Source organism: Serratia sp. 22278 (assembly GCF_052045405.1).
Taxonomy (GTDB): domain Bacteria; phylum Pseudomonadota; class Gammaproteobacteria; order Enterobacterales; family Enterobacteriaceae; genus Serratia; species Serratia marcescens.
In genome coordinates, this window is record NZ_JBQEOW010000008.1 from 93,102 (window position 1) to 107,326 (window position 14,225).

Below are 14,225 nucleotides of genomic sequence, written 5' to 3' on the forward strand. Positions count from 1 at the left end.
AGTAAGTGACTGGGGTAAGCGAACGCAGACAACAACGCAGCGGCTTGAAAGGCGATGGGGATGATGACGTTACGCCAAATCCGCCACTTCATCGCCGTGGCGGAAACCGGGTCGATCTCCGCCGGCGCCCAGGCGGTGTTTGTCTCCCAGTCTTCGCTGACGCTGGCGATCCAGCAGCTGGAAACCGAGATCGGCGTGCGGCTGTTCGATCGCCACGCCAAGGGCATGACGCTGACCCATCAGGGGCACCAATTCTTGCGCCAGTCGTATCTGATCCTGGCGACGGTGGACAACGCCAAGCGCAGCCTGCAGATCGGCACCGAAAGCCTGACCGGCAAGCTGACTATCGGCGTCACCAGCCTGGTGGCCGGTTACTTCCTGGTGGAACTGCTCACGCGCTTTAAATCGGCTTATCCCAATGTCACCGTGCAGGTGGTTGAAGACGAACGCCCGTACATCGAGCATCTGCTGGTCAGCGGCGAGATCGACATCGGCGTGCTGATCTTGTCGAACATCGAGGACCGCGACGCGCTGCAGACCGAGGTGCTGATGCACTCGCCGTATCGCCTGTGGCTGCCGCCGCTGCACCCGCTGCTGGAGCACGAGAGCATCAGCCTGGCGGACGTGGCCAAACAGCCGCTGATCCAGCTCAACGCCGATGAAATGGACGTGCACGCGCGGCGCATCTGGGCGCGCGCCGGGCTGAAGCCGGAGATCGCCATGAAGACCGCCTCGACCGAGGCGGTGCGCAGCCTGGTGGCGGCGGGGATGGGAGTCTCCATCCAGCCGGATATGGCGTACCGCGCCTGGTCGCTGGAGGGCAACATGATCGAGGCGCGCAAGCTGGACGATCTGCTGGAGCCGCTGGATATCGGGTTGGCATGGCGGCGCGGCAGCGCGCGGCCGGAGCTGGTGACGCCGTTCCTCACCATCGCGCGCGAGAACGGCAGCAAACATGCCGCCGGGCTTAAGCATTCGATTTAATCGAACGCGTCGTTCAGTATTTAGAATTTGTTGCCCGCCAGAGGCTCGCTTAGGCTGATTAAAACTAACTTATTCACATTTGGTTAACGTTTTTGTCACTTAGGGGCGTCAGGCGATGGCGGATGTGCAGGTTCTCTCAGGTTTGTCCTGTCAGCAGTTCATTAACGGTCAGCTTATCGACGGCGAAGGCCAGCAGGAGTGCATCGTCAATCCGGCCAACGGCGAGACGCTGATCGCCCTGACCGAAGCCTCTGCGGCACAGGTCGGCAGCGCGGTGAAAGCCGCGCAGCAGGCGTTTGGCCATTGGTCGCGCACTACGCCGGCCCAGCGCGCCACGCTGTTGCTGCGTATCGCCGACGCCATTGAGCGGCAGGCGCCGCAGCTGGCGCAGCTGGAGGCCCTCAACTGCGGCAAACCGCTGCATCAGGCGCTCAATGACGATCTGCCGGCGGCGGTCGACGTGTTCCGCTTCTTTGCCGGCGCGGTGCGCACGCAGCAAGGGCAACTGGCCGGTGAGTATGTGCCGGGCCACACCTCGATGATCCGCCGCGATCCCATTGGCGTGGTGGCCTCGATCGCCCCCTGGAACTATCCGCTGATGATGGCGGCGTGGAAGATCGCGCCGGCGTTGGCGGCGGGCAATACCGTGGTGTTTAAACCCTCCGAACATACGCCGCTGACCATTCTGGCGTTGGTGCCTGCGCTGCAAGAGATCCTGCCGCCGGGCGTGCTGAACATCGTCTATGGCGGCGGTGAAGGGGTCGGCAGCCAGCTGGTGGGGCACCCGCAGGTGCGGCTGGTGTCGGTCACCGGCGATATCGTCACCGGGCAAAAAATCCTCCAGGCGGCGGCTAAAAGCGTCAAGCGCACCCATCTGGAGCTGGGGGGCAAGGCGCCGGTGATCGTTTGCGACGACGCCGATCTCGACGAGGTGGTCAACGGCATTCGCACCTACGGCTATTACAACGCCGGCCAGGACTGCACCGCCGCCTGCCGCATCTACGCGCAGGCCGGCATCTATCCCAAACTGGTGGACGCGCTGGGCGAAGCGGTCGCCAGCCTGCGCTTCGCCCGCAAGCGCGATCAGGACAACGAGATCGGCCCGTTGATAAGTGCCCGCCAGCGCGATCGCGTCGCCAGCTTTGTCGAGCGGGCGCTCAGCCAACCGCATATCGAATTGATCACCGGTGCCGCGGCGCACTCCGGGCCGGGGTTCTACTACCAGCCGACCTTGCTGGCGGGTTGCCTGCAAAGCGACGAGATCGTGCAGCGCGAGGTGTTCGGCCCGGTGGTCAGCGTCACGCGCTTCGAACACCTGGAGCAGGCGGTCGCGTGGGCCAATGACTCGGAATACGGGCTGGCCTCGTCGGTGTGGACGCAAAATATCGATCGGGCGCTGCACATTGCCGCCCATCTGCAGTACGGCAGCACCTGGATCAACACTCATTTCACCTTGGCGAGCGAAATGCCGCACGGCGGCCTGAAACGCTCCGGCTACGGCAAGGATCTGTCCAGCGATTCGCTGCAGGATTACAGCGTTGTCAGGCACGTTATGGCGAAGTTCAAAGCCGGCTTCTAACGGTTATATCAAGAAAAATCAGGCGGCAGCCGTTCCCTGCCGCACACCGATAAGCAACACAGGGGTAATTACGATGGGAAAAACTACCGCAGTCACCACCACCGTCTCCGCGCTCTGTCTCACCGTGCTGTGCGGCCTGGCCCAGGCGGCCGATCTGCCGCAGTCGTTGGGCAAAGGCGAAGGCCGGCTGGACATCATCGCCTGGCCCGGCTACATCGAACGTGGCCAGTCCGACAAAAACTACGACTGGGTCACCCAGTTTGAGAAGCAAACCGGCTGTGCGGTGAACGTGAAGACCGCCGCCACCTCCGATGAAATGGTCAGCCTGATGGCCAAGGGCGGCTACGATCTGGTGACCGCCTCCGGCGACGCCTCGCTGCGCCTGATCTTCGGCAAACGGGTGCAGCCGATCAACACCGCGCTGATCCCGAACTGGAAGAACATCGATCCGCGCCTGCTGAACGGCGCCTGGTACACCGTGGACGGCAAAACCTACGGCACGCCGTACCAGTGGGGGCCGAACCTGCTGATGTACAACACCAAAACCTTCCCGACGCCGCCGGACAGCTGGGCGGTGATCTTCCAGCAGCAGAACCTGCCGGACGGCAAGAGCAACCAGGGCCGGGTGCAGGCTTACGACGGCCCGATCTACATCGCCGACGCGGCGCTGTTCCTGAAGGCCACCCAGCCGCAGCTCGGCATCAGCGATCCTTACCAGCTCAACGAAGAGCAGTATCAGGCGGCGCTGAAGCTGCTGCGCAGCCAGCACGCGCTGATCCACCGCTACTGGCACGATACCTCGGTGCAGATGAGCGACTTTAAAAACGAAGGCGTGGTGGCCTCCAGCGCCTGGCCGTATCAGGCCAACGCCCTGAAGGGCGAAGGGCAGCCGATCGCCACCGTGTTCCCGAAAGAGGGCGTGACCGGCTGGGCGGACACCACCATGCTGCATGCCGACGCCAAACACCCGAGCTGCGCCTACCAGTGGATGAACTGGTCGCTGGAGCCAAAGGTGCAGGGCGATGTGGCGGCCTGGTTCGGGTCGGTGCCGGCTTCACCGGCGGGCTGCAAGGCCAGCGCGCTGCTGGGTGAGAAGGGTTGCGAAACCAACGGTTTCAACCAGTTCGACAAAATCGCCTTCTGGAAAACGCCGCAGGCGCAGGGCGGCAAGTTCGTGCCGTACAGCCGCTGGACCCAGGATTACATCGCCATCATGGGCGGCCGCTAAGCCGCGGGGCGCAGCCCGCTGCGCCCGAATTACATCAGAATGGAGCACAGAAAATGACCATTGCCGTGCAATTCATCGATGTTTCGCGGACTTTCGGCGATGTTCGCGCCGTGGATCGGGTATCCATCGACATTCAGGACGGGGAATTCTTCTCCATGCTCGGGCCGTCCGGCTCGGGCAAAACCACCTGCCTGCGCCTGATCGCCGGCTTTGAACAGCTCACTTCCGGCTCGATTCGCATTCACGGCCAGGAAGCCGCCAACCTGCCGCCGTACCAGCGCGACGTGAACACCGTGTTTCAGGATTACGCGCTGTTTCCGCACATGTCGGTGCTGGAAAACGTCGCCTACGGCCTGATGGTGAAGGGCGTCGCCAAACGCGAGCGGCTGGCGCGGGCGCAAGAGGCGCTGGAGAGCGTGGCGCTCGGTTTCGTCGCCGAACGCAAGCCGGCGCACCTGTCTGGCGGCCAGCGGCAGCGCGTGGCGCTGGCGCGCGCGCTGGTCAATCGGCCGCGGGTGCTGCTGCTGGACGAACCGCTCGGCGCGCTGGATCTCAAGCTGCGCGAGCAGATGCAGGGCGAGCTGAAGAAGCTGCAGCGCCAGCTGGGCATCACCTTTATCTTCGTCACCCACGATCAAAGCGAAGCGCTGTCGATGTCCGATCGGGTGGCGGTGTTCAATAACGGCCGCATCGAACAGGTGGATACGCCGCGCGAGCTTTACATGCGGCCGAAGACGCCGTTCGTCGCCGAGTTCGTCGGCACCTCCAACGTGGTGCGCAGCGAGCTGGCGCAGCGCCTGCTCGGCGAAAGCCGAACCTTCTCGATCCGGCCGGAACATATCCGCCTGCTGGAGCAAGGCGGCGCGGCGCAGGACGAGATCCAGGTGCAGGGCACGCTGCAGGAAATCCATTACCAGGGCGCGGCCACGCGCTATGAAATCGCGCTGAACGGCGGCGAAAAGCTGCTGGTCAGCCAGGCCAATCCGCAGTGGATCGCCGATGGGCAACAGCGGCAGATCGGCCAGCCGATCGTCGCCTGCTGGCCGCGCGCGGCGATGGTGCCGCTGCTGGAGGAGAGGTGAGATGGACATGAGCATCGATTCCCCCCCGGCGCGCGGCGGTACCGTGCGCGCGCTGTCGACCTGGCTCTATCGCCGGCCGACGCTGTATCTGCTGTTACTGCTGGTGCCGCCGCTGCTGTGGTTCGGCGCGGTGTACCTCGGTTCGCTGCTGACGCTGCTGTGGCAAGGGTTTTACACCTTCGACGATTTCACCATGGCGGTGACGCCGGATCTGACCTTCGCCAACCTGGCGGCGCTGTTCAACCCGGCCAACTACGACATCATCCTGCGCACGCTGACCATGGCGGTGCTGGTGTCGCTGGCCAGCGCGGCGCTGGCGTTCCCGATCGCCTATTACATGGCGCGTTACACCAGCGGCCGCGTCAAGGCGTTCTTTTACATCGCCGTGATGATGCCGATGTGGGCCAGCTATATCGTCAAAGCCTATGCCTGGACTTTGCTGCTGGCGAAAGATGGCGTGGCGCAGTGGTTCCTGCAGCACCTGGGGCTGGAGCCGCTGTTGGCGTCGCTGCTGACGGTGCCCGGCGTCGGTGGCAACACGCTGTCGACCTCGGGGCTGGGGCGTTTTCTGGTGTTCGTCTATATCTGGCTGCCGTTCATGATCCTGCCGATCCAGGCGGCGCTGGAGCGCCTGCCGCCCTCGCTGCTGCACGCTTCGGCGGATCTGGGCGCCCGGCCGGCGCAGACCTTCCGCCACGTCATTTTGCCGCTGGCGGTGCCGGGCATCGCCGCCGGATCGATCTTCACCTTCTCGCTGACGCTGGGCGACTTTATCGTGCCGCAGCTGGTGGGGCCGCCGGGCTATTTCATCGGCAGCATGGTGTACGCCCAGCAGGGCGCGATCGGCAATATGCCGATGGCCGCGGCCTTTACGTTGGTGCCGATCGTCCTGATCGCCATCTATCTTTCCATCGTCAAACGTCTGGGGGCTTTCGATGCACTCTGAACGCGCGCCCTTAGGGCTGAAGCTGGCCGCCTGGGGCGGACTTGTCTTCCTGCATTTCCCGTTGGCGATCATCGCCATCTACGCCTTCAACACCGAGGACGCGGCCTTCAGCTTCCCGCCGAAGGGCTTCACGCTGCACTGGTTCAATGTCGCCGCCGGGCGGCAGGACATTATCGATGCGGTGCTGCTGTCGGCGCAGATAGCCTGCCTGGCGACCGCCATCGCGCTGGTGCTCGGCACCCTGGCGGCGGCGGCGCTGTATCGGCGCGATTTCTTCGGCAAAGACAGCATTTCGCTGCTGTTGCTGCTGCCGATCGCGCTGCCGGGGATCGTCACCGGCCTGGCGCTGCTGGCGGCGTTCAAGGCGCTGAACATCGAGCCGGGCATCCTGACCATCGTCGTCGGCCATGCGACGTTCTGCGTGGTGATCGTGTTCAACAACGTCATCGCCCGATTCCGCCGCACCTCATACAGCCTGATCGAGGCTTCGATGGATCTCGGCGCCGACGGCTGGCAAACCTTCCGTTACGTGATCTTGCCGAACCTCGGCTCGGCGCTGCTGGCCGGCGGCATGCTGGCGTTTGCGCTGTCGTTCGATGAAATCATCGTGACCACCTTTACCGCCGGCCACGAGCGCACGCTGCCGCTGTGGCTGCTGAACCAGCTCGGTCGCCCGCGCGACGTGCCGATCACCAACGTGGTGGCGCTGTCGGTGATGCTGTTGACCATGCTGCCGATCCTCGGCGCTTACTACCTGACCAAAGGTGGAGAAAGCGTCGCCGGCAGCGGCAAATAATTTCCTTACCCGACCTCTGATAAAAGGATAACCCTATGCAAAGCCAACTGTTGATTGACGGCCAACTGGTGAATGGCCAGGGCGCCACCCAGCCGGTGTATAACCCGGCGACCGGCGAAGTGATCGCGCAGGTGGCGGAGGCCAGCCCGGAGCAGGTCGATCGCGCGGTGCTGGCGGCGGACGCCGCGTTCGCCGCCTGGGGGCAAACCACGCCGAAGGAGCGCGCCGAGCATCTGCTCAAGCTGGCGGATCTGATCGACGAGCATGCCGAGACCTTCGCCAGGCTGGAGTCGCTCAACTGCGGCAAGCCTTATCACTGCGTATTGAATGACGAACTGCCGGCGGTGGCCGACGTGTTTCGCTTCTTCGCCGGGGCCAGCCGCTGCCTGACCGGCATGGCCGCCGGCGAGTATCTGGCCGGGCATACCTCGATGATCCGCCGCGATCCGCTCGGCGTGGTGGCCTCGATCGCGCCGTGGAACTACCCGCTGATGATGGCGGCCTGGAAACTGGCGCCGGCCTTGGCGGCGGGCAACTGCGTGGTGATCAAGCCTTCGGAGCAGACGCCGCTGACCACCTTCAAACTGGCCGAACTGGCCGCCGGGCTGTTCCCGCCGGGCGTGCTCAACGTGCTGTTCGGGCGCGGCGTCAGCGTCGGCGATCGGCTGACCGGGCATGACAAGGTGCGCATGGTGTCGCTGACCGGGTCGATCGCCACCGGTGAGCACATCATCGCACACACCGCCGCCGGCATTAAGCGCACCCATATGGAGCTGGGCGGCAAGGCGCCGGTGCTGGTGTTCGACGACGCCGATCTGCAGCAGGTGGTGGACGGCATTCGCGGCTTCGGGTTCTACAACGCCGGCCAGGATTGCACCGCCGCCTGCCGCATCTACGCGCAGAAAAACATTTATCCCGAGCTGGTCAAGCGGCTGGGCGAGGCGGTGGCCAGCCTGAAGATCGGCGCGCCGGACGACGAGAGCACCGAGCTGGGGCCGTTGATTACCGCCCAGCATCTGGAGCGGGTGGCCGGTTTTGTCGAGCGAGCCAAAGCGTTGCCGCACGTGCAGGTGGTGGCTGGCGGCGAGAAGGTGAAGGGGCCGGGCTACTATTTCCAGCCGACGCTGCTGGCCGGCGCGCGCCAGGACGATGAGATCGTGCAGCGCGAAGTGTTCGGCCCGGTGGTGACGGTGACGCCGTTCGACGACGAAGAGCAGGTGCTGGCCTGGGCGAACGAATCCAACTACGGCCTGGCGTCGTCCGTGTGGACCCGCGACGTGGGCCGCGCGCATCGCTTAAGCGCCCGCCTGCAATACGGCTGCACCTGGGTGAACACCCACTTCATGCTGGTGAGCGAGATGCCGCACGGCGGCCAGAAACTGTCCGGCTACGGCAAGGATATGTCGATGTACGGGCTGGAGGATTACACGGCCATTCGTCATGTGATGTTCAAACATTGATTTTACAATAATTATCCGCACAATAGCGCGGCCTTTGGGCCGGCCCCGGCCGGCCGATGATAATAAAAATTGAAAGGAAGCCTATATGGGTATCACCAGACGCGATTTTCTCAACGGGGTGGCGATCACCATCGCCGCCGGGTTGACGCCGCTGCAAATCCTGCGCGCGTCACCGCAAACCGCCAATCAAACCCTGTACTACCCGCCGGCGCTGACCGGGCTGCGGGGTAACCATCCGGGCTCGTTCGAGCATGCGCACCAGCTGGGGCGCGACGGAAAAACCTTTGACTTCGGCAGCGTGCCCGCCGTTGAAGAGTTCGATCTGGTGGTGGTGGGCGCCGGCATCAGCGGGCTGGCGGCCGCCTGTTTCTGGCAGCAGCTGAAGGGCGAGCAGCAGCGCATTCTTTTGATCGACAACCACGACGACTTCGGCGGCCACGCCAAGCGCAACGAGTTCAACAGCGACGACGGCATGCTGCTCGGCTACGGCGGCAGCGAATCGCTGCAGTCGCCGCGCTCCAACTTCAGCCCGGTGGCGATGGGGCTGCTGCGCAAGCTCGGCGTCGATATCGACCAACTGGAACAGGCTTTCGACACCACCTTCTACCCGGATTTGAATTTGAGCCGCGGCGTTTACTTCGATCGCAAGAACTTCGGCGTCGACAAGGTGGTGAGCGGCGATCCGGGCCGCACGGTGGCGGACGACATTCCGCGCGATCGCCTCAACGGCCGCTCTTATGAAGCGTTCATCGGCGATTTCCCGCTGCCGGAAAGCGATCGCCAGGCGCTGATCGCGCTGCACACGGTGGAGAAAGACTATCTGCCGGAGATGACGCTGGAGCAGAAGGTCGACTGGCTCGACAGCCACAGCTACACCCAGTTCCTGCGCGAGAAGGTGGGCCTGAGCGAACTGGCGATCCGTTATTTCCAGCAGACCACCAACGATTTCCAGGCGGTGGGCATCGACGGCACGTCGTGCAGCGATGCGCGCATTTGCGATCTGCCGGGCCTGAACGGCATGAATCTGCCGCCGCTGGACGAAGAGTCGCAGGCGGATCTCGACGATCCTTACGTGTTCCACTTCCCGGACGGCAACGCCACGCTGGCGCGCCTGATGGTGCGCCAGCTGATCCCGGCGGTGGCGCCGGCCGGCAAGGACATGAACGATGTGGTGCTGGCTAAATTCGACTACAGCCAGCTCGATCGGCCGGAATCGCCGGTGAAGCTGCGTTTGAACAGCACCGGACTGCACGCGGCCAACGTCGGCGACAAGGTGGAAGTCACCTACATGACCGGCGAGAAGATGACCAAAGTGCGCGCCGGGCAGGTGGTGATGGCCGGCTACAACATGATGATCCCGTATCTGGTGCCGGAGATGGCGCACGAGCAGCAGGAGGCGCTGAAGCAGAACGTCAAGGCGCCGCTGGTGTACAGCAAGGTGGTGATCCGCAACTGGCAGCCGTTCATCAAGCTGGGCGTGCACGAGGTCTATTCGCCGGCCGCGCCGTACAGCCGCGTGAAGCTGGATTATCCGGTGAGCATGGGCGGGTATCAGCACCCGCGCGATCCGGATCGGCCGATCGGCCTGCATATGGTGTATGTGCCGACGCTGCCGGGCAGCGGCCTCAGCACGCGCGAACAGTCGCGCAAAGGGCGCGCGCTGCTGCTGGGCACGCCGTTCGAAGTGCACGAACAGATGATCCGCGAACAGCTGCAGGGCATGCTGGGCGAGGCCGGTTTCGATCATCAGCGCGACATTCAGGCGATCACCGTCAACCGCTGGTCGCACGGTTACTCTTACTTCCTCAATGGGTTGTTTGACGACGAAGACGAAGCCAAGAAAATCATCGAAACGGCGCGGCAGCCGATCGGCAAGATCGCTATCGCCAACTCCGATGCCGACTGGAGCCCGTACGCCAACTCGGCGATCGATCAGGCGTGGCGCGCGGTTAACGAACTGGCCTACGGCAAGGTTGCCGCCAAGGAGGGAGCATGAATCTGCGCTCGCTGTACCTGTTGAGCCTGCTGGCCGCCGGCGGTTCTGCCCAGGCGATGTCGGCCGGGGAATACGTCGCCAAAGCCGGTGACTGCACCGCCTGCCATACCGCGCCGGGCGGCGCAGAATTGGCGGGTGGCATGAAGTTTCCGACGCCGCTCGGGGCTATCTACGCCACCAACATCACGCCGGACAAGCTGCACGGCATCGGCGCCTATTCGTTCGAAGAGTTCGATCGCGCCATGCGTCAGGGGGTGGCCAAAGACGGCCACCGGCTCTACCCGGCGATGCCGTACACCTCGTACGCCAAAATGAGCGCGGAAGACATGCGCGCGCTGTATGACTATCTGATGAATGAGGTGCCGGCGCAGAACGTCGCCAACCGGGACAGCGACATCAGCTGGCCGCTGTCGATGCGCTGGCCGCTGGCGGTGTGGAATCAGCTGTTCCACGACGACCAGCCGTATCAGGCGGATCCGCAGCAAAGCGCCGAGTGGAACCGCGGCGCTTATCTGGTGCAGGGCGCGGGCCACTGCGGCAGCTGCCATACGCCGCGCGGCTGGGCGATGCAGGAGAAGGGGCTGGACGGCAAGGAACCGGTGTTCCTGAGCGGCGCCGAGCTGGACGGCTGGTACGCCTCCAATCTGCGCGGGCTGCCGCCGGAAGAGGTGACGGCGCTGCTGAAGACCGGCCGCAGCCGCCATGCGGCGGTCGCCGGGCCGATGAGCGATGTGGTGACCCACAGCACGCAGTACCTCAGCGACGGCGATCTGAACGCCATCGCGGTGTACCTGCGCAGCCTGGCGCCGGACACCGCCGCCAAAGCCGCTGCGCCTGTCGTGCAGGCGGATAATTCGGGCGGCAAGGCGACCTATGCGATGTACTGCTCGACCTGCCACGGCAATAAAGGTGAAGGCACCGACTTCGCCATTCCGGCGCTGGCGGGCAACGCCACGGTAACGGCGGACAATCCGCTGACCGCGCTGCGGGTGGTGCTGGAAGGGGCGCATACGCCGATCACGCAGCAGGCGATGGCGTTCGACATGCCGGCTTACGGCTGGGCGTTGAACGATCGTCAAGCGGCGGATCTGATGAGCTATCTGCGGGGAAGCTGGGGCAACCAGGCGGCGCCGGTGACGGTACAGCAGGTCCAGGACGCGCGCCAACTGCAGGCGAAATGAAGAGGGAGCGCGGTCTGACGGCCGCGCTCCGCACGCATTACAGCACTTTATGCGGGCCGAAGCATTCGTAGTGGATGCGCTCGGCCTCTACCCCCATCTCCAGCAGCTGTTTGCCCACGAACTGCATGAAGGCCACCGGGCCGCAGAAGTAATAGTGCATCTGCGGATCGGCCAGGCTGCCTTGCAGCGCGCTCAAATCCATCAATCCGCGGCTGTGGTAGTCGCGGCCTTCCACGTCATCGGCACCCGGCTCGCGGTACCACACATGGCGACTCAGATTCGGCATGCGCCCGGCAATATCCGCCACTTCATCGGCAAAGGCGTGCACGCTGCCGTTTTCCGCCGCGTGCAGCCAGTGGACCTGCGCCTGATGTTGGCTGTCGTGCAGGGTGTTGAGCATGCCGAGCATTGGGGTTTGGCCAACGCCGGCGGAGATCAGCGCCACCGGCGTAGTCGGCGTCACGTCGAGGAAGAAGTCGCCGTGCGGCGGGGCGATGTAGATCACGTCGCCTTCCTGCGCCTGCTGGTGCAGGTAGTTGGACACTTTACCCTGATCTTCACGCTTCACCGCTATGCGGTAGAACTCGCCGTTCGGCGAGGTGGTCAGCGAGTACTGGCGAATTTCCTGATGCTCCAGGCTGTCGTGCTTGATGTAAACCGCCAGGTATTGCCCCGGTTTGAAGTCCGCCACCCGGCCGCCGTCCACCGGTGCCAGCACGAAGCTGCAGATCACGTCGCTCTGCGGCTGTTTCTTCAGGATGCGGAATGCGCGCAGATCGCGCCAGCCGCCGTTGTCGGTTTCGCTCTGCTGATAAATCTGCTCTTCACGCTGGATAAATACGTTGGCCAGCACGCCGTAGGCTTTGCCCCAGGCGTCCAAGACTTCCTGGCCCGGGCTGAACATTTCGTCCAGCGTCGCCAGCAGGTGACCGCCGACGATTTGGTACTGCTCCGGCTGGATATTGAAGCTGGTGTGCTTCTGCGCGATACGCTCCACCGCCGGCAGCAGCGCCGCCAGGTTCTCGATGTTGGCGGCATAGGCGCAGATGGCGTCGAACAGCGCCTGACGCTGATCGCCGTTGCGCTGATTGCTCATATTGAAAATGTCTTTCAATTCCGGGTTGTGGGCGAACATGCGATCGTAAAAGTGGGCGGTCAGCTTCGGCCCGGTTGCTGCCAGCAGGGGAATGGTGGATTTCACGGTGGCGATGGTTTGGCTATCCAGCATGGGGGCGCTCCTTGGGTTGGGATCTTGACGACGATTGTAATGATGTATTTTAAATGCATCTTATTGGGTTCCGCGCCGCTTGTAAATACCCTTGTTTTCGTTGCGGTGTTCTTCGGGCGTCGATCGCGCTCACAGAACATGAAAAAAGCGCATTGTTCGCATGAGGAAATGTCCGTTGATAAACGGGAGCGTTTCGCGGATCAAAGCCTTGCGCCGCCTTAAGCCAATCGTTTGCGTAAAAACCTCTGTCAAGACCTATCTTCGGTAGGGCGAAACGGTTTACACTGTGACCCAGAACCCAAACGGGTAGTTATTTGGTGATTTTTTAGTTAGCTGATTTAAGTCAGGAGATGCCGGATGTTAAAGCGTGAAATGAACATTGCCGATTACGATGCGGAACTGTGGCGTGCCATGGAGCAGGAAGTGGTGCGTCAGGAAGAGCACATCGAGCTGATCGCGTCTGAGAACTACACCAGCCCGCGCGTAATGCAGGCTCAGGGTTCCCAGCTGACCAACAAATACGCTGAAGGCTATCCGGGCAAGCGTTACTACGGCGGCTGCGAATACGTGGATATCGTTGAGCAGTTGGCTATCGACCGCGCCAAAGAGTTGTTCGGCGCCGATTACGCCAACGTGCAGCCGCACTCCGGCTCCCAGGCTAACTTCGCCGTTTACACCGCGCTGCTGCAGCCGGGCGACACCATTCTGGGCATGAACCTGGCGCACGGCGGCCACCTGACCCACGGTTCCCCGGTTAACCTGTCCGGCAAACTGTATAACGTGGTGCCTTACGGCATCGACGACAAAGGTCAAATCGACTATGACGATCTGGCCAAACAGGCGCAAACCCACAAGCCGAAAATGATCATCGGCGGCTTCTCCGCCTACTCTGGCGTGGTTGACTGGGCCAAAATGCGCGAAATCGCCGACAGCATCGGCGCTTACCTGTTCGTCGACATGGCGCACGTGGCTGGCCTGATCGCCGCCGGCGTGTACCCGAACCCGGTGCCGCACGCGCACATCGTCACCACCACCACCCACAAAACCCTGGCGGGCCCGCGCGGCGGCCTGATCCTGGCGAAGGGCGGCGACGAAGAGCTGTACAAGAAGCTGAACTCCGCCGTGTTCCCTGGCGGCCAGGGCGGCCCGCTGATGCACGTGATCGCCGGCAAGGCGGTGGCGCTGAAAGAAGCGATGGAGCCTGAGTTCAAGGTTTACCAGCAGCAAGTGGCGGTCAACGCCAAGGCGATGGTGGACGTGTTCCTGCAGCGCGGCTACAAAGTGGTCTCCGGCGGCACCCATAACCACCTGTTCCTGCTGGATCTGGTCGACAAAAACCTGACCGGTAAAGAAGCTGACGCCGCCCTGGGCCGCGCCAACATCACCGTCAACAAAAACAGCGTGCCGAACGATCCGAAGAGCCCGTTCGTTACCTCCGGCGTGCGTATCGGCACCCCGGCCGTCACCCGTCGCGGCTTCAAAGAAGCCGACGTGCGCGAACTGGCCGGTTGGATCTGTGATGTGCTGGACAACATCAACGATGAAGCCACCATCGAACGCACCAAGAAGAAAGTGCTGGATATCTGCGCCCGCCTGCCGGTTTACGCCTAATCCCGCTTTCGCCTGACAAAACCCGCTGCGGCGGGTTTTTTTATGGCCGCTTGCGGCAAACTGTGAGCTGCCTGGCACTCTAACGCATTGAAGTGGAATGAGGATTGCGGGCCGGTGTGAGCTCTGTCAAAGTA

General features: G+C 63.2%; 11 protein-coding genes. 10 read left to right on the forward strand and 1 reads right to left on the reverse strand.

Annotated elements, in window-relative coordinates:
- Positions 1-60 precede the first annotated feature (60 nt).
- The 9 genes from ACTJJ6_RS15980 to ACTJJ6_RS16020 all read left to right on the forward strand — a co-directional run bounded on the left by ACTJJ6_RS15980 (position 61) and on the right by ACTJJ6_RS16020 (position 11,252).
- Positions 61-984, forward strand: a complete 924-nt coding sequence (locus ACTJJ6_RS15980) for a LysR substrate-binding domain-containing protein (RefSeq protein ID WP_015378793.1) — start codon at positions 61-63, stop codon at positions 982-984.
- A 115-nt stretch (positions 985-1,099) separates the two neighbouring features.
- On the forward strand, positions 1,100-2,563 hold the full coding sequence (locus ACTJJ6_RS15985; RefSeq protein WP_033639607.1) for a gamma-aminobutyraldehyde dehydrogenase: 1,464 nt from the start codon (positions 1,100-1,102) through the stop codon (positions 2,561-2,563).
- A 73-nt stretch (positions 2,564-2,636) separates the two neighbouring features.
- Positions 2,637-3,791 carry a putative ABC transporter substrate-binding protein YdcS gene (gene ydcS / locus ACTJJ6_RS15990; RefSeq protein ID WP_019452335.1) on the forward strand — a complete coding sequence of 385 codons (1,155 nt, stop codon included), beginning with the start codon at positions 2,637-2,639 and terminating at the stop codon, positions 3,789-3,791.
- A gap of 53 nt (positions 3,792-3,844) precedes the next feature.
- Positions 3,845-4,873 carry an ABC transporter ATP-binding protein gene (locus tag ACTJJ6_RS15995; RefSeq protein WP_016929776.1) on the forward strand — a complete coding sequence of 343 codons (1,029 nt, stop codon included), beginning with the start codon at positions 3,845-3,847 and terminating at the stop codon, positions 4,871-4,873.
- A 1-nt stretch (position 4,874) separates the two neighbouring features.
- Positions 4,875-5,819, forward strand: a complete 945-nt coding sequence (locus ACTJJ6_RS16000) for an ABC transporter permease (protein ID WP_016929775.1) — start codon at positions 4,875-4,877, stop codon at positions 5,817-5,819.
- Complete coding sequence (locus ACTJJ6_RS16005; RefSeq protein ID WP_016929774.1) at positions 5,809-6,615, forward strand: ABC transporter permease; 807 nt, start codon at positions 5,809-5,811, stop codon at positions 6,613-6,615. The genes ACTJJ6_RS16000 and ACTJJ6_RS16005 overlap by 11 nt, the downstream gene beginning before the upstream one ends.
- 35 nt (positions 6,616-6,650) lie before the next feature.
- Complete coding sequence (patD, locus tag ACTJJ6_RS16010) at positions 6,651-8,075, forward strand: aminobutyraldehyde dehydrogenase (RefSeq protein ID WP_337061634.1); 1,425 nt, start codon at positions 6,651-6,653, stop codon at positions 8,073-8,075.
- A gap of 85 nt (positions 8,076-8,160) precedes the next feature.
- The gene (locus ACTJJ6_RS16015) at positions 8,161-10,071 is read left to right on the forward strand and encodes an NAD(P)/FAD-dependent oxidoreductase (RefSeq protein WP_176062771.1); all 1,911 of its coding nucleotides are present in this window, start codon (positions 8,161-8,163) and stop codon (positions 10,069-10,071) included.
- Positions 10,068-11,252: a cytochrome c gene (locus ACTJJ6_RS16020; protein ID WP_110147290.1), complete on the forward strand. Its 1,185-nt coding sequence runs from the start codon at positions 10,068-10,070 to the stop codon at positions 11,250-11,252. Before ACTJJ6_RS16015 ends, ACTJJ6_RS16020 begins: the two co-directional genes overlap by 4 nt.
- Positions 11,253-11,289: 37 nt before the next feature.
- Here the strand turns inward: ACTJJ6_RS16020 and hmpA are convergent, their stop codons facing one another.
- Entirely contained in the window at positions 11,290-12,480 is a 1,191-nt protein-coding gene (gene hmpA / locus ACTJJ6_RS16025) for an NO-inducible flavohemoprotein (protein WP_016929770.1), read from the reverse strand.
- Positions 12,481-12,837: 357 nt separating this feature from the next.
- Between hmpA and glyA the strand changes: the two genes are divergently transcribed.
- Positions 12,838-14,091 carry a serine hydroxymethyltransferase gene (glyA, locus tag ACTJJ6_RS16030; RefSeq protein WP_025303922.1) on the forward strand — a complete coding sequence of 418 codons (1,254 nt, stop codon included), beginning with the start codon at positions 12,838-12,840 and terminating at the stop codon, positions 14,089-14,091.
- Positions 14,092-14,225 lie beyond the last annotated feature (134 nt).